Below are 16,489 nucleotides of genomic sequence, written 5' to 3'. Positions count from 1 at the left end.
TCCCCTTGTGTCAAGTATGTTCGGCTGGAAAAAACCGGCATCGGTCTCCTGCGCGCCGCGGCGACGGGACGCTTTTCACGGCTCGCCCACGAACTGGTCCGCGACGAGGCGGTCGATTTCGGCCTGTACAGCCTCCAATTCGGGTATCGACTTTCTGTTGTAGGCGCGCTTGGACGTGTCGGTGTGTTCGGGCACGATGTCGTGTGCCTGCATCGAGAGGTCGGCCAGTCGGCGCTGAGTCTCGGTGCCATCCCACTCCGGAAGGTTCAGCTTCGAGACCACCGTCTTCGAGAGACTGGCTTTTCCCTCGGAGGCGACGGTCCGGAGCGACCGCTGGTAGACCGCCGAGTTGAGCAGGCCACAGAGGAAGTGGGCTTCCCGCTCACTGTCGGTCGAAACGAACATGAAGTGGTCGCCGGGGACGACCTGTTTCTCGCCCAAATCGTCGTCCTCGACTGTCGAGACGACCGCGAAGTGGGGCTTGAACCCGAGTCGGCACCACGCGACCTTGTACTCGCTCCACGTGTACTCGCCGAGTCCGAAGACGTTGTAGAACGGTCCCTTCTCCAGCCACGACGACGAGCGGCGTTCGAGCGCGTCCCGGTTGCTCCGGAGGTAGTCGTAGGTCTTCGGGTACTGCTCGCGCAGTTGCGCCTCGTTGTCCTCGTTGGCTTTCCGGAGCGGAACCAGTCGGAGTTCGTGTCCGAACAGGCCGTACTTGACGACGTGTCTCGACTTGAGGTAGGGGTAGACCAACTCGGGTTCGAGGTCGGCCAACTCCTCGCGGTCGATTGAGAAGACGGCCTGTGCGTCGTCTTTCACGCCGTGGCGGATGTCGTGGTCGCAGTCGCCGAGTGCCCCGCGTTCGGCCCCCTCCCGAATCCACGCCGAGGTGGTGTCGTCGTCCACCGGGACGATGCCCGTGGATTCGGCGTCGAGGGTCGCTCGAATCGTCTCGGCCGTGGCGAAGTCGGGCGCGGCGTCGCCCGCGGTCCACGAGGTGGCGTCGATGGGAAAGGAGTGGTCGGCGTCGGCCCGGAGCGCGTAGACTGCGGCGTTCGCGCCGACCTGCTCGCCGAAGGGTCGGAGTCGATTGAAGTCGTGAACGTGGTCGAGCGCGAGCGGTCGGTCGCCGACGGTCAGCGTCCGGAGGAGTCGCCCGGCGGGTCCCTTCATCACGTCGCGCTTCAGGACGAAACTCGCGGCCCCGCCCTCGGTCAGATAGCGATGGACGCAGACCCAGACGAAGGGGAGCGACACGTCGTCGTTGGCGTGGCCGAGTCTGGCGTCGGTCCCGCCGTGGGGGAGCAAGTCGAGTTCGTCGGCGTAGGTCCCGCGCCAGCGGGCTTTCACGTCCTCCGAGAGGCGACTCCACGGAATCCACGGCGGATTGCCGACGAGGTAGTCGGCGCTCGGGTCGAACGCCTCGCCAGCGAGCGAGAGGTCGTCGTCTCTGCTCAGGCCGAGCGCGTCGGTCAGGAACACCGGGAGTTCGACCGACTCCGCGTCGGCGTCTTCGAGGACGGGCGACAGCGACAGCAGGTAGTTCAGTTTCGTACTCTTGACCGCGACGGGGTTCAGGTCGATGCCGACCACCGACGACGCGACGTTCTCCACGATTTCTTCGGGCGGAGCGCCGGCCATCGCCGACATTTTTCGGTCGATGCAGACCGCGGCGAACACGCCCGACCCGCATCCGGGGTCGAGGAACGTGGCGCTCGCCAAATCGTCCACGTCGAGGGCTTCGACGGCGAGTTCGGCGACCCCGCGCGGGGTGTAGTACTCGCCGAGCGCCAGTCGAATCTCGCGGGGGACGACGCCCTCGTAGAGGGTCCGGAGGAAGCCGGTGTCGGCGCTCCGAAGGTCGTCGGCCGTCAGGTCGGCCGCCGGGTCGGGAACGTCGGCCGCCTCGGTGACGCGCCGATGTAACTCCCGAAAGCTGAACGACAGGGCGTCGGTGTTCGCACGGGGTTCGGGGTTGGCGAGGCGGAAGTCGAACTCGCGTTCGGCGAACGCGATGCACCGGTCCACGACGAAATCGTAGTAGAGTGCGGAGACGAACAGGTCGTCTCTCGGGCGCGCTACGTCGGCGTCGGCGAACACGTCGCCGTGACTGGTCGTGAAGAACGTCTCCCACTCCGCGCGCGCCGCCCGAAACCGGTCGTCGGTCTCCAGCAGGTCGCGGGCGGCGCTCTCGAACTCCCTGTACGACACGCTCTCGCGGCCCCAACGCTCGGCGATTCCTCGGTCACTCATGCCTCGTCGTGGTTGCCCGGTCGGGCGATTGGGTTAACTACCTACTGTTTCGTCTCCGGGCTCGGGGCGACCGGCTTGTTCTCCTCCCGACGATTCCCCCACTCGCTTCTCCGCCGTGCTACATAAATATGCGTGACTCCCGGTGGTCGCTATCTGGCCGCTACCGACCGGTTTAAACCCCCTTCGACGCTTTACACCGATAGGAGGTCTCAAAAGAGTGGCAGCCGGAAGTGGCGCGAACCTGTTACCGATTGTCGTGGCAATTATCGGTCTCGGCGTCGGCGCACAGGTGCTGGCGGACCGATTTCAAGTGCCCAGCGTGCTGTTTCTAATCTTAGCGGGAATCTTAGTCGGTCCCGAAGGCCTGAAAATCGTCACGCCAGAGGCGTTCGGCGGCGCGCTCTCGACCATCGTGGGGCTTTCGGTCGCCATCATAGTCTTCGAGGGGGCGTTCCACCTCACGGTGGAGAAACTCCGTGAAGCGCCCTCGGCGACGATTCGCCTCGTGACCCTCGGCGCTATCGTCGCGCTGGTCGGCACCGCCGTCGCCGTCAGATTCGCGCTCGAACAGCCGTGGGACGTGGCGTTGCTCGTCGGGTCGCTACTGGTCGCCACCGGACCGACGGTCATCACGCCCATCCTCGAAGTGGTGCCCGCCCGCGACCGGGTGGAGGTCGCGCTCGAAACCGAGGGCGTCGTCAACGACGTGACCGCGGCGATTCTGGCGGTCGTCGCCTTCGAGGTCGTGCGGGAGCCGTCGCCGACGCTCGGGTTCGTCGTCTCGGACTTCGCGCGGCGACTCGGCATCGGTCTACTGGTCGGCGTCGTCGTCGCCGGAATCGTCTGGTACCTGCTCCGTCACGTCGACCTCTCACCGGCCAACGCACCCCAGAACGCGCGACTCATCACGCTGGCTGGTGCGCTCATCGCTTTCGGTGCCGCCAACTCGTTGGCGGCCGAGGCCGGAATCGCGGCGGTCGCCACCGCGGGCATCCTGCTCGGGAACGCCGACCTCCCCTACAAGGACGAAATCGAGGCGTTCAAAGGCGACATCACCCTGCTGGTCCTGTCGTTCGTGTTCATCGCGCTGGCGGCCTTGCTCGAATTCCGGAATCTGGTGGCGCTCGGACTCGGCGGTCTCGTCGTCGTGTTCGTCGTGGCACTGGTCATCCGGCCGCTGGCCGTCCTCGCCTCGACCACCGGAGACCGCTACACCTTCAACGAGCGCATCTTCATGAGCGTGGTCGGACCGCGTGGCATCATCCCCGCGTCGGTCGCCACCCTGTTCGCGGTCCAACTCCAGAACGAGGGGATGGTCGCCGAGGCCAACGTCCTCGTCGGGACCGTCTTCCTCGTCATCTTGGCGACGGTCGTGTTCGAGGGCGGATTCGCTCGACACATCGCGGAGTACTTGGACGTGATACCTATGCGTGTAATCATCATCGGAGGCGGGAAGGTGGGCCGTTCGCTCGCCGAACGCCTCGACGACCGTGGCGAGAACGTGGTCATCATCGAGAAAGACCAAGAGATGGTACAGTTAGCCCGTAGCGAGGACTTCACGGTCCACCACGGAGACGGTACGGACACCGAAGTCCTCCGGAACGCGGGTGCGGACAACGCGAAAATCGTCGTCGCCGCTACCGGCGACGACGACGCCAACCTGCTGGTGGCCCAACTCGCGGACTCGAAGTTCGACGCCGAAACCGTCATCGCGCGGGCCAACAATCCCGACAACGTGGACGCCTTCGAGGACCTCGGCGTGCGGACCATCGACGCGTCGTCGGCGACGGCGTGGGCCATCGACAACGTTATCGAACGCCCGGCGCTGTCGAACTGGATGACGGAACTCGGTCGGTCGGGCGACGTGCAGGAGATAGAGATTACGGCGGAGGACCTCGTGGGCAAGACCATCTCGGAACTCGACGACGAACTCCCGAAGGGCGTCCTCATCGCGCTGGTCGGCCGCGACGGAGACACCGAGGTCCCCAACGAGAACTTCACGCTCCAGCACGGCGACCACATCACCCTGCTCGGCCGCAAGGAGTCGGTTCACGAGGCCATCGAACGCTGTCACCCGACGGCGTGAGACGGCCAGGCGACGAGTCGCCCGGCCGTCGAGCGGTTGCTTAGACGACTATGTAAATTTCCCAAGAACGTCTAAAGTTAGCTCTTAGCAACAATATTCTTTCCACGCGGCGATTCCGAGCGCGGCGCGCTCGGAATCGCCGCCGGGCGCTACCTCGGCGTCCACCGCTCGAACCTCACCGTTTTATTGTCATCGTACGCCAATTAGCGCCCATGAAACACGCCGAAGGCCCGCTCCTGACAATCGACGTGGGAGAGCGTGAGGCCCGAACCGAGGACGTGGACGACGTACTCGAATCGTTCGTCGGCGGCCGCGGCGTCGGGACGAAACTCGCACACGACCGCGTTCCGTTCGACGCCGACCCGCTCGGCCCGGAGAACAGCCTCTTTTTGACCACCGGCCCGCTCCAGCACTCGCAGATGAGTTTCACCGGCCGGACGAGTTGCACCGGTCTCTCGCCGCTGACCGGCGGTCTGCTCTCCTCGAACGCGGGTGGGTTCCTCTCGCGGAACGTCACCGCGGCGGGGTACGGCGCGGTCGAGATTACCGGTGCGAGCGACGGGTTGCTGGCGGTTCACGTCACCGACGGTGGCGTCGAGTTCGAGGAAGTCCCCGAACTCGAAGGCGCGACCGTCTCTGAGACGGGCGAGGCGATGGCCGACCGCCACGGGTTGGGCGACGACCAACTCGTCGTCGCGGGTCCGGCGGGCGAGAACCGGGTCCGGTTCGCTTCTATCATGACCACCGAGAGTCGCGCGTTCGGCCGCGGCGGGCTCGGCGCGGTCCTCGGCGCGAAGGGCGTCAAGTGCGTCTCGTTCGACGGCGACGCCGAGCGGGAAGTCGAAATCGACCCGGTGTCGGTGGAGGTTCACCGCGAGGCCGCGACCGACCACGACAACCCGATGAAGGAGGCCGGAACCACCAGCGTCACCGAGTACGCCAACCACGTCGGGGCGCTCCCGACGCGCTACTTCTCGGAACTGGAGTTCGAGGGCGCGGCCGACATCGGCGGCGACGCCGTGGCCGACAAGAAGTACCAGAAGGGAACTTGCTCGCAGTGTGCGTTCGCGTGCAAACTCCCGACCAGAGACGAGGAGACCGGTCTCGAAACCGAGGGACCGGAGTACGAGACCGTGATGGCGTTCGGGTCGAACGCGGGCGTGGACGACGTGGTGTCGGTGATGAAGTCCAACGACCTCTGTGACGAACTCGGGATGGACACGATTTCGTGCGGCGACGTGGTGTCTGCGTACCTCGCGGCCAACGACGAGTTCGGCAACTCCGAGTTGATTCACGACCTCGTGGAGAAAATCGCCCACCGCGAGGGCGTCGGCGACCTGCTGGCGGAGGGCGTCGCCCGCGCCCACGACGAGTTGGGCGTCGAGGACTGGACCGTGAAGGGTCTCGAATTCGCGGCCCACGACGGCCGACACCTCAACGGCCAAGGATTGGCGTTCGCCACCTCGAACCGCGGCGCGGACCACATGTACGCCGAGTTCTACTCGAAGGAGTACCCCCTCGTTGGCAAGGACGAGGCCGTGGACCCCGACGGACTCGACGGCAAACCCCTGCTCGTGGCGAGAAAGGAGAACCACAACGCCGTCCTCGACTCGGGCATCGTCTGCAAGTTCTCGCGGGACTTCGTGACCGACGAGCGACTGGCGAAACTCCTCGACGCCGACTACGAGACGCTACAGGAGGTCGGTGCCCGCGTCGTGGAACTCGAACGCCACTTCAACAACCAACGCGGGTTCGACCGGGCCGACGACACCTTGCCCTACGACCTGCCGGACTTCGAGTCCGCGCTCTCGGAGTACTACGAGGTCCGAGGGTGGAACGACGACGGGACGGTTCCCGAGGTCCGGATTTCGGGCGGCGAGGGCGCGGCGAGCGCGGACGACTGAAACGCCGACCGTTCCCCGCGCTCGGGCGCTCCTGCGTTCGCTCGCGGCTTCGCCGCTCGCCGTCCGCGGCATTCGCGCCGTGCTACTTCACTTGCAAAACGTCGATAAAAAGACCGCGAGTGCCTATCGCTCGAACGTAATCGCCGCACCCTGCCCGAATCCGACACAGAGGGTCGCCAAGCCCTTCTCGGCGTCGCGCTTGTTCATCTCGTGGACCAGCGTCACGGGCAGGCGCGCGCCCGAGGCCCCGAGCGGGTGGCCGATGGCGATTGCGCCGCCGTTGACGTTGAACTTCTCGTCCGGGACGCCCAGTTCGTTCTTGGCGTAGACGGTCTGGCTTGCGAACGCCTCGTTGAGTTCCACGAGGTCGAAGTCCTCGATGGACTCGCCGGTGCGTTCGAGCAGGCCCTTCGTCGCCGGGACCGGGCCGATACCCATCACGCTCGGGTCCACGCCCACGACGTTGTTGTCGCCGACTTCGGCCATGATTTCGAGACCGTGGTCCTCGGCGAACGCCTTGCTCGTGACGAGAGTAGCGGACGCGCCGTCCGCGATTTGGCTGGAGTTACCGGCCGTGACCGTGCCGTCGCCGACGAACACCGAGGGGAGTCCCGAGAGGGTCTCTACGTCGGTGTCCGGGCGGATGCCCTCGTCTTCCTCTACGAGACCCTCGTCGGTCTCGATGGGGACGATTTCGTCGTCGAACCGGCCGGTCTCGGTGGCTTCCGCGGCGCGCTGGTGGCTCCGGGCGGCGTACTCGTCTTGGGCTTCCCTGCTGACCTCGTACTCTTCGGCGACCTTCTCGGCGGTCATGCCCATCTGGAGACCCGGCAGGTTGTACTCCTCGGACATTCGCGGGTGGATGGACCGGCCCTGATAGCCCCCACCCATCGGGACCCGAGACATGTTCTCGACGCCGCCAGCGATAATCACGTCGCGCTGGCCCGCGCGGATGGCGTCGCTCGCGCTGATGACCGCCTGCATCGAGGACGCGCACCACCGGTTGATGGACGCGGCGGGGACCGACTCGCCGAGGTCCGACAGGAGCGCGATGACCCGCGCGACGTTGTTGTCCTGTTCGTCGCGTTGCTGGGCGACGCCCCACATCAGGTCGTCTACGTGGTCGCTCGTGAGTCCGGTCTCGTCCAAGATGGTGTCTACGAGCGGAATCGAGAGGTCTTCGCTCCGGGTGTCGGCGAACACGCCGTCTTGTTTGCCCTGCGGCGTCCGGATTGCCTTAGCGATGACTGGAGTGGTGTCGTCTCCCATACTCCCCTATCGTGCCTCTACGTTCTTAAATGGAAGTAGAACTCCGGTCCCGTCGCTCGGAGTTTCCGGAGGGGGTCTGCGGCCGGGTCGTCCCGTCTCGTGTCCACCGTCTTCTCTCGCTCGCTGTTTCTGCGTCCCGGTGTCGTGTCGGTTTCGAGGTCAGGCGCGCGCTGGCGCGGCGCTCGTGCGCCGCGCCCATGTCGCGCGAGGGACGACTGAACGAGTACCCGAAGGGTACGAGTGAAGGAGTCGGTTGGGGAGGGTGTGGTTCGCGGTGGCGGTGCTGTGCGGGTGCGGTCTGATTGGCTCAAGCCTGTAGCTAGCTTCCTCTCACCGTCTCGGTGGTGTCGGATAGACTTGCTCTCACCGTCTCGGTGGTGTCGGATAGACTCACGCTACTCCCCTCCCGGTTCTCTGTCACTTCCCCCTCGTCTCCGACGAACTCCCCGCCACTCGAAAACACCACTCCCGACCTGCCAGAGACGCGTTAGTCCAGAAACTATTTGTCCGAACACGCGGCTATAACTGTTCAATGAGTTCTGGTGTCGCCCGCAGACCGACCCTCCTCCTCGACTCGCCGACACATGGCATCGAAAACTGAAACCTCACACTCGGCCGCGAACGCCCGCAAGACGCTGACTGGCTACGCCTCCCGGACCCAATTGGCAGTCGTCGGGGTGACGCTGGTGGCCCTGCTCGCGCGGTTCGTGAGCCTCGGGACCCGAGTCGCCCACCAAGACGAGGCGCGGGTCGCGTACTGGGCGTATCGCTTCATGGAGACCGGCGTCTACGAGTACCGGCCCATCGTCCACGGGCCGTTTTTGACCATCGTGGACGGCCACCTGTTCGGTCTGTTCGGCGCGTCGGACTTCACGATGCGCCTCGTCGTGGCGCTCATCGGCGGCCTGTTCCCGCTGTCGGCGCTCCTGTTCCGCGAGCGACTCCGCGACTCCGAGACCGTAGCGATGGCGCTGTTGCTCGCGTTCAACCCCGTCCTGCTCTACTACTCGCGGTTCTACCGCAACGACGTGTTGCTCGCGGGGTTCATGCTGGTCGCGTTCGGCTTCTTCGTCCGGGCCTACGACCACCGACGCCCGGCGTTCCTCTACGCCGGGACCGCCGCGTTCGCGCTGGCGTTCACCACCAAAGAGAACGCGCTGGTCTACCCCGTCTGCTGGATGGGGGCCGCGGTCCTGCTCTGGGACCACCGGCTCTTCGTCGAGCGCGCGGGCGAGCGCGGCCTGCTGTCGGTCGCTTGGGAGCGAATCAAAGGGACCGCGCTCGGCGTCTGGCAGTGGTGGCCCCACTTCGCGCTGGCGGTGTTCGAGTTCTTCGCCATCTTCGTGTTCTTCTACGCGCCGCGCAACACCGACCGACTCTCGGGGACCGACGTGCCGGGTCTCTACGAGGCGCTCGGAAACCCGGCTCTGCTCCCCGCAGTCGTTGACGAAGCCGTCTTGGGGTCGTGGGACAAGTTCGTCGGTCAGTGGGGCGGCGGAAACGAGGAGTCGTACCTCTCGACGGCGAAGGCGCTCTGGCCCGTGATGGAAGAGGGCGCAATCGTCCTGCTCGCGCTGGCCATCCTCGGGTTCGTCGTGGACCGCTACGTTGGCGAGCGACCCAGCGACGCCGTGTCGTTCGCCGCCTACTGGGGGTTCGCCAGCGTCCTCGGCTATCCCGTCATCGTGGACAACCCCTTCCCGTGGGAGACGATTCACGTCATCGTCCCGCTGGTGGTCCCGGCCGCCGTGGGACTCGCGCTGATTGCCCGCCTCGGGTTCGAGAGCGTCACCGAAGGTGACGCGCTCTCGGCGACTGCGGCCGCGCTGGTCCTGCTGGTGGTCGTCGGGCAAGTCGGGGCGACGGCGGTCGGCACCTCTTACCTCGACCCTCAGAGCGAGGACAACGAACTCGTCCAGTACGCCCAGTCGTCCAGCGAGATGAAACCGGTTCTCCACGAGGTCCGCGACGTTGCCGAGTCCAACGACGGCATCGACGTGATGTACTACGGCGACGACCCGAGTTTCGACGGCGACAACCTCCACGCGCCCAACCCGTCTTCGCACGCGGTGCCACCCGCGGGTGACGGCTGGTTCGCCCGCCTGCCGTTCGCGTGGTACATGGAAATCTACGGTGCGGAGACCGACAGCGTGAAACAGGCCGAACTGCTGAAAGGGGACGACAAGCCGCCGGTCGTCATCGCGCTCGGAGACGCAAACTCGTGTTCGAAAGAGTACGACGACGCCGAGGACATCGACAAGTACATGGACGGCTACGAGCGCCACGAAGTCCAGCGATACCTCCACGACAGCGGCTGTGTCATCAGCACGACGGTCGTCTACGTGGACCGGAACGCGACCGACGCCTAATCGCTCGGCGGCGGATTTTCCCCACTTCGGCAGGTCACACCGGCGAGTCGGGCGACCGGTCTCGGCGCGGCGACCCTTCGACGCGCTTAAGCACCTTTGGCGTCAAAACTCCCGGGAATGAGCGACGCGGCATTGGATGTCGTCGAGTTCCTGCTCACCGCGAGCCTCTACAACGACAACCGAACGCTAGACGAGAACGACCTTCCGCCGCGCTATCGGCAGGTGTTCTGGCCCGACGGCACGACCGAATCGACCGACCGTGACAGACCCGGAAGCGACGACTCGCCGCTCGGCATCGAGCGTCCGATTCGACCCACTATCGAGACCGCGCGCCGAGCGACCGGCGTCGAGAACCCGTGGAGCGCGATTTCGGGACTGATGTTCAGCGACCGCGACGAGTTCTCCGGGTCGCTCGAACTCACCCAAGCGGACATGGCCCAAGAGTGGTTCCTCGAACGCGGCGAGGACCGCGTTCTCCACAACCCCGTGCTGGCCTACGCCTTCGAAGACGCGGTAGACGGCGCGGACTACGAGGCCGCACGCGACGCCAACCGGCCGGTACAGGCCGACCGCGCGTGGATAGACGGTCTGCTCTCGGAGTACTTCGCCGACGAGGAAGAAGAGGAGATGTTGGACCTCGTGGACATCCGCGCGCCCGAGGAGATAGAGACCACGCTGGACGACCTCGTGTTGACCGAGGACCAAGAGGCCGAGATTCACAAAATCGTCAAGGCCATCGAACACCGCGAGTATCTGGCCCAAATCGGCCTGCGGGAAATCGGCAAACTCCTGTTCGTCGGGCCGCCGGGGACCGGCAAGACTTCGACGGCGCGGGCGCTGGCCTACGACTTGGACCTGCCGTTCGTGGAGGTGAAACTCTCGATGATTACCAGCCAGTACCTCGGCGAGACGGCCAAGAACGTCGAGAAGGTCTTCGAGGTGGCGAAACGGCTCTCGCCGTGCATCCTCTTCATGGACGAGTTCGACTTCGTGGCCAAGACCCGCGCGAGCGACGAACACGCCGCCATCAAGCGCGCGGTCAACACCCTCCTGAAGTCCATCGACAACATCAGCCTGATTCAGGACGACGTACTCCTCATCGGCGCGACCAACCACCCCGACCAACTCGACGCCGCGGCGTGGCGGCGCTTCGACGAAATCGTCAATTTCCCGAAACCAGACGAGGGGATGCGCTCGGACATCCTGCGACTCATCACCCGACCGATGGACATCGTGGATTTCGACCCCGACGAGTTGGCCGAGGAAACCGAGGGCCTGACCGGGAGCGACCTCCGGATGGTCCTGCGCGAGGCGGTGCTGGACGCCCTGACCGAGGAGCGGACCGCACTCACCCAAGAGGACTTCGTGGAGGCCATCGAGGACTTCGAGGAGCGCGACCACCTCAAGGACATGGACATGATAGAGGGCGACCACGACGCGCTGGTCGCGGGCGGCGACATCTCCGGCAGTGCGAGCGCCGACGGCGGGCACAGTCACGACCACTGAGCAGTTTCGTCTCTTTTGGGAACGTCGCGGCCGTTGGAGGCATGATTCTCGAAGCGGTGACTGACTCACTACATCTGCGTTAGAGGGCACTGTCTAGTTACGCACCTCCTGAATCGGAGTGCGTCCATCAAGAGCTTGATGCGGTCGCTGTGTGTTATAATAATGAGAAAACTGTACAAGCCATTCGTAGGCGCTTTGCCGACTGCCCACCCACGACGTATGGAACCGGTCGATGCGCATTTTGAGCGTCTGAAACCATTTTTCGATTTGGTTTCGGTCGGTGTAGTTAAGTTGACCGGCAAGTGCTAATCGAGAGAGGGCAGTCCGATAGCCGAAGTCATCAGTTAGAAACACAGTTTGTGAACAGTCGTGTTTCTGGGTAAGCGCATCAAGAAACTGGACTGCTGGGTCGGTGCCACGTCGTTCGAAGAGGTCGATGTGCAACAGCAGTTTTGAGTTGAGGTCGATTGCAGTATACAGCCACAACCACTCGCCGTTTACTTTGACAACGGTCTCGTCAACAGCGACCCGCCGCGGCGACGCCGCGGGCGGGTCGTCAACGCTGTCGGCTACACGATGCGTCCATTGCCAAACCGCTCCATGAGACCGTGAAACGCCGAGTAGCTCCAAGACTGCTGTTGTCTCGCGGAGTGATAATCCGGCAGCGTGGAGCCGGACGGCGAACGCCCTGACGGGCGTCGCCGTCCGCTCCCGCTGCCAACATTCAAGAGTTGCCGTCTCTAACGTCCCTTTGAGCAGGTTTGCGGCTTGCATAGGACACAACCGCTACAACCTGCTCACTTCTTAAACCACGCTAACTAGACAGTGCCCGTTAGAGCAATCTTTTTCTTTCTAACGAAATTTTTTGTGTGTCTTAAACGCGTGTAGATTGTTCTTTGGTGTGGCTCGTTCGGTAGCGTCCCTCTGACGAGTCGTCAAAAACGTAGACGACTCCACCTAAGCCCGTTGTAGTCGTAGAACACTAGCGTAATTAGTCTATCGATACTTTATGAACTACTAAGGCTAAATAGGCACTTTAATTTACTCGGGTGATGTACGACTACCTAGATTCGTTCGATGAATCCGCGTGAATTCACTCCTTCGTCCGACAGAGCGAAGAAATCGCTCAGAATCGTGCCGAGAGTCGCGCACGCTACGCCCCCACAACGTTATACTCTCGTCTCACGTACGTTGGGGACGATGGATACCGACGCCGAACCCACGATTACGCTCACGAGAGAGGACGATTGGTGGGTAGCGAAGGACACCGAAACCGGCGTCGCATCGCAGGGACCGACCCGCCGAGAGGCGTTGGAAAACCTCGACGAGGCAGTCGCACTCCACGCGGACGAAGACGCGGACGCTATCGACTCGTGGGACGAGGAGCGCGACGTTCTCGAAGAGTTAGGAATCGACCCCGACGAAGTTGCGGACTCGCGTGAGGAGTCGGCCGAACTACCAGACTGTATGCAGTAGGTGGGTGGATGCCACCCACCGATTTTTCCGGCCGAGATGTCGTCAAGGCTCTCACGAAAAATCGGTTCTGCGTCGTGGACCGAACCGGGAGTCACGTGAAACTTCGCTACGAGCATCCGACGAATCCGGACGACGTGCGCGTCGTAAGCGTCCCGATGCACGATAGAGTGAGAGTCGGGACGTTACGGAGTATCGCCCGACAGTGCGGTGCGAATGGCTTCGAGGAGTGGTGCCGATGGATTGACCGAAACCGATGACACCGGCGACCGACGGGAACGGACGAATCGCCGCCCGTCCCGGAAACCTTTCTACCCCACGCTCCTACCCTTTCAGCAAATGCAGGTCACGCTCCTCGGCACCGGCGACACCACGGGGACCCCGACGCCGGACTGCGACTGTGACACCTGTCGGGAGGCCCGAGAGCGCGGCGTCGAGCGCTCGCGGTTCTCGGTCCACGTCCGGAACGACCGCACCGGCGAGGCCCTCCTGATAGACGCCAGTCCCGACTTCCGCCACCAGTTTCTCACCCACGAGGTCGGTCTGCCCGACGAGGCGGTCGTCACCCACGTCCACTTCGACCACCTCGACGGACTCGGCAACGCCTACCGCCTGTTCGACGACCTGCCGGTCCACGCCGCCGACGAGGTAGACCCCCTGACCGACGAGAGCGTCGCCGGGACCATCCGGAGCAAGTACGACTACCTCGACCGGGTGACGGTCCACGACCACGCACCGCTGGAACCGTTCGAGACCTGCGGGTTCGAGGTGACGCTGGTGCCGGTGGTCCACCCGCCGATGGTGTGCTACGGCGTCGTCGTCTCGGACCCCGAGACGGGCGCGAAGCTCTCGCTGACCGGCGACACCAACTACGACGTACCCGCGGAGAGTCGCGCGGTGCTGTCCGACGCCGACCTCCTGCTGGCGGAGGCGCTTGTACCCGCGCACCTCGCCGAACACCACCCGCTCGGCGGCGACCACCACGACGACGAGGGCGTCCCCCGGACGTTCGGCACCAAGCACATGACCCGCGAGGGGGCGCTGGCGCTCGCCGACGAACTCGACGCCGCGGAGACCCGACTCGTCCACGTCTCGCACTTCTACCCGGCCGAGGAAGCCTTCGAGGAACCACTGGCGCTCGACGGCGAGCAGTTTCGGCTCTGAGAAGGAGGGTCGGCGCGCTCGTCCTCGCGCTACCGACGCCGCGTCAGGCCGAGTCCGACGAACAGCACTGCGAGGGCCGCGAGCGCCGCGAGCGGTCCGAAGCCGGGAACCCCAGTCGAGTCGGCCGGTTCGCCGCTCTCGTCGGCGTTCTCGCTCGCGCCGTCGTCGCTCGTGTCGGCGTCGTCGGTCCCATCGTCCATCGCGCCCTCCGAGGTTCCGTCGCCGTTCTGGTCGGCGGGGCGCTGACCCTCGGCCCACCCGCTGACGTTCCGGAGAACGTCGTGGCACGCGTTCAGTCGCGTCTGATTCCGGTGGAGGTCGCTATCGCCGCTGAGTTCGTAGGTGCCGGTGGCGTTCAGGTCGGTCGCGGTCGGGCCGCCGTGTTCGCCCGCCGGGATTCGGGCCGCGTCGTAGACTAGCCACGGCGCGTAGAACTCCCAGACGACCTCGCCCTCGGGAGTCACTTCCAGAACGCGGTGGTTGCTGGAGTCGGTGACGAGGGTGTTTCCGCTCGGGAGTCGGTCGGCGTCGCGGGGCCAGTCGAGGTCCCCGTTCAGCGTCCACGTCCGGTTCCAGCCGTCGCCGTCGGTCAGGTCCCCGTCCGGATTGGCGTACTCCACGATGCGGTCGTTCTCGCTGTCGCCCACGAGCAGGGTGGGCGTCCCGTTCTCGCTTTCGAGGTAGTCGGGGTTGTGCTGTTCGTTGAGAATGTCTTTCTGTCCGTCCGCGCCGAGTTTCATGGCGATTTCGTTCGTGGAGCGGTTCACGACGATGGCTTGGTCGAAGTTCCGCGGGGACGCGAGGTAGAGACCCTCGCCGATTTTGTCCACGTCGTTGACGTGAGTCCAGTCGTCGGTGTAGTTCTCTTCGAGGTCCTCGGGGTCGTAGTGGTCGTCGAAGCGCCACTCCCACTCGATTCGCTCGGTGGTGCGGTTGTAGACGAAGATGCGGTCGTCGTTGCGCTCGGACGACTCGTCGTAGTTGCGCATGTTCGCCAGCAGAATCTCCTCGCCGTCGTTGATGAGGTCGGCGTCGTGGGTGTCGCCGAGGTCGAACGTCTTCGACCAGACGCGCTCTTGGGTCTCGGGGTCAAGTTCGTAGACGAGGGTTTTGTGGCCCTGCACGGTAGCGGTGACGAAGAGGTTCCCGTTGTCCATCGGGTCCACGTCGTAGCCCCACACCACGTCGTACTTCTGGGCGCTCTGGTGGACCCACTTCACGTCTCCGCTCGGCCCGACGGCGACGAGCTTGGCCGGGCGCTTGCCACCGTTCTTCCCGAACTTGAACCCTTGGACGCTGATGACAGTGGTTCCGTTCGTCGGGGTGTCGATAGTCCCGGCACAGGGGTTCTGCGGTCCGTCGGTCGCGCTCTGGGCGACACCTTTCGGGGCGGTCCCGTCCGGGGTGGCGACCACGGGAGTCACCATCGAGAGACAACACAACACTGCTAACGCGACGGCGAGTGGCCGCCGGGAGGTCGCTTGCATGGATGCTGGTATCGTCGTTCGGCGGTTTTTACCTACTGGTTAGGGCGCGATTACTCGGTCGCAGTTGTCGGTGGTTCGACGTGAATACTTTGTGTTCTCCTGCGGCACCTAATAGATGTAAGAGAATTTAATAGAATTCGCAGATGCATTCCTGTATGGACAGTTCAGGTCCATCCAGACGACAGTTTCTCACGATAAGTGGTTCGGCCCTGTCGTTCGCACTTGCGGGGTGTTCTAGTGGTGGCGAGACCACTGACGATACCACTAGTGAGAGGACGACAGATGACGGTAAGACCACTATAGATAGTGGTGGAACTACAACTGAGGGGAATGACCCAACGACCAACGAGACCAACACGACCACGAATACGTCGTCCAGTTCGTTTATCGTCAAAGTCATTTACGACGGTAAGTGGAGTGGGTCGATTTCGACGATAGACAAAAGTCGGTCGATTCAGGGGGGCGGCACGAAGACGATTGAAGTTTCGGGGGACTCTAGCGTCGTCTCGGCGAACGCCCAGAAGAGAGACGGCGGCGCGAACAAGAAGCTAACCATCAAGATTATTCAAGGTGGGGAAGTTCTGAAAAAGAGTTCCACAACCGCTGAGTACGGTCTAGCACAGGTCTCTTCCTCGGAGTTCGACTCCGGGCCATCCGGAAGTTCTCCCGGCGGGTCGAATCTCTCCGTTAAGGTAATCTACGACGGTGAGTGGCAGGGTTCGGTTTCGGCCGACGGAAAGATACGCTCGGTTCAAGGGGCAGGAACGAAGAGCATCGATGTCAAGGGAAGCCCCTCGGTTGTCTCGGCGAACGCCCAGAAGAGAGACGGCGGCGCGAATAAGAGATTGACTATCAAGATTATCCAAAATGATGAAGTTCTGAAAAAGAGTTCTACGACTGCTGAGTATGGTATGGTGCAGGTTACCGCTACTATGTAGCGCCCTCGAACAGTCTATTTTCGATTAGTTCGCTGTG

General features: G+C 63.9%; 12 protein-coding genes. 8 read left to right on the top strand and 4 right to left on the bottom strand.

Going from position 1 to position 16,489, the window contains the following annotated elements; genetic code table 11:
• Nucleotides 1-75: 75 nt before the first annotated feature.
• Nucleotides 76-2,256 (bottom strand): N-6 DNA methylase, encoded by a 2,181-nt coding sequence (locus P2T60_RS13735; RefSeq protein WP_276279818.1) that lies wholly within the window; start codon nucleotides 2,254-2,256, stop codon nucleotides 76-78.
• 217 nt (nucleotides 2,257-2,473) lie between these two features.
• Between P2T60_RS13735 and P2T60_RS13730 the strand changes: the two genes are divergently transcribed.
• Nucleotides 2,474-4,342: a cation:proton antiporter domain-containing protein gene (locus tag P2T60_RS13730; protein WP_276279817.1), complete on the top strand. Its 1,869-nt coding sequence runs from the start codon at nucleotides 2,474-2,476 to the stop codon at nucleotides 4,340-4,342.
• 212 nt (nucleotides 4,343-4,554) lie between these two features.
• A complete protein-coding gene (locus P2T60_RS13725) occupies nucleotides 4,555-6,246 on the top strand; it encodes an aldehyde ferredoxin oxidoreductase family protein (RefSeq protein ID WP_276279816.1) in 1,692 nt (563 codons plus the stop codon).
• Between the two features lie 123 nt (nucleotides 6,247-6,369).
• Here the strand turns inward: P2T60_RS13725 and P2T60_RS13720 are convergent, their stop codons facing one another.
• Complete coding sequence (locus tag P2T60_RS13720; protein WP_276279815.1) at nucleotides 6,370-7,515, bottom strand: thiolase family protein; 1,146 nt, start codon at nucleotides 7,513-7,515, stop codon at nucleotides 6,370-6,372.
• A 584-nt stretch (nucleotides 7,516-8,099) separates the two neighbouring features.
• On the opposite strand from P2T60_RS13720, the gene P2T60_RS13715 reads away from it, so the two are divergent.
• Together P2T60_RS13715 and P2T60_RS13710 are read left to right on the top strand one after the other, a co-directional pair.
• Nucleotides 8,100-9,884: a flippase activity-associated protein Agl23 gene (locus tag P2T60_RS13715; RefSeq protein ID WP_276279814.1), complete on the top strand. Its 1,785-nt coding sequence runs from the start codon at nucleotides 8,100-8,102 to the stop codon at nucleotides 9,882-9,884.
• A 117-nt stretch (nucleotides 9,885-10,001) separates the two neighbouring features.
• Nucleotides 10,002-11,390: an ATP-binding protein gene (locus P2T60_RS13710; protein WP_276279813.1), complete on the top strand. Its 1,389-nt coding sequence runs from the start codon at nucleotides 10,002-10,004 to the stop codon at nucleotides 11,388-11,390.
• 93 nt (nucleotides 11,391-11,483) lie between these two features.
• Here the strand turns inward: P2T60_RS13710 and P2T60_RS13705 are convergent, their stop codons facing one another.
• Nucleotides 11,484-12,164: an IS6 family transposase gene (locus tag P2T60_RS13705; RefSeq protein WP_276279812.1), complete on the bottom strand. Its 681-nt coding sequence runs from the start codon at nucleotides 12,162-12,164 to the stop codon at nucleotides 11,484-11,486.
• A gap of 426 nt (nucleotides 12,165-12,590) precedes the next feature.
• Here P2T60_RS13705 and P2T60_RS13700 point away from each other — a divergent pair, with 426 nt between their 5' ends.
• From P2T60_RS13700 to P2T60_RS13690, 3 genes are all read left to right on the top strand, one after another.
• Nucleotides 12,591-12,866 carry a type II toxin-antitoxin system HicB family antitoxin gene (locus P2T60_RS13700; RefSeq protein WP_276279811.1) on the top strand — a complete coding sequence of 92 codons (276 nt, stop codon included), beginning with the start codon at nucleotides 12,591-12,593 and terminating at the stop codon, nucleotides 12,864-12,866.
• A gap of 8 nt (nucleotides 12,867-12,874) precedes the next feature.
• On the top strand, nucleotides 12,875-13,123 hold the full coding sequence (locus P2T60_RS13695; protein WP_276279810.1) for a type II toxin-antitoxin system HicA family toxin: 249 nt from the start codon (nucleotides 12,875-12,877) through the stop codon (nucleotides 13,121-13,123).
• A 79-nt stretch (nucleotides 13,124-13,202) separates the two neighbouring features.
• Nucleotides 13,203-14,027: an MBL fold metallo-hydrolase gene (locus P2T60_RS13690; RefSeq protein WP_276279809.1), complete on the top strand. Its 825-nt coding sequence runs from the start codon at nucleotides 13,203-13,205 to the stop codon at nucleotides 14,025-14,027.
• Between the two features lie 29 nt (nucleotides 14,028-14,056).
• Here P2T60_RS13690 and P2T60_RS13685 read toward each other — a convergent pair whose 3' ends face one another.
• Nucleotides 14,057-15,514 (bottom strand): arylsulfotransferase family protein, encoded by a 1,458-nt coding sequence (locus tag P2T60_RS13685; protein ID WP_276279808.1) that lies wholly within the window; start codon nucleotides 15,512-15,514, stop codon nucleotides 14,057-14,059.
• Nucleotides 15,515-15,669: 155 nt separating this feature from the next.
• Here P2T60_RS13685 and P2T60_RS13680 point away from each other — a divergent pair, with 155 nt between their 5' ends.
• Nucleotides 15,670-16,452, top strand: a complete 783-nt coding sequence (locus P2T60_RS13680; RefSeq protein WP_276279807.1) for a hypothetical protein — start codon at nucleotides 15,670-15,672, stop codon at nucleotides 16,450-16,452.
• Nucleotides 16,453-16,489: the final 37 nt, after the last annotated feature.

It is taken from the genome of Halorussus caseinilyticus, assembly GCF_029338395.1.
GTDB lineage: Archaea > Halobacteriota > Halobacteria > Halobacteriales > Haladaptataceae > Halorussus > Halorussus caseinilyticus.
Note: the sequence above shows the minus strand (reverse complement) of the source record. Positions and strands in the feature narration are given on the sequence as shown.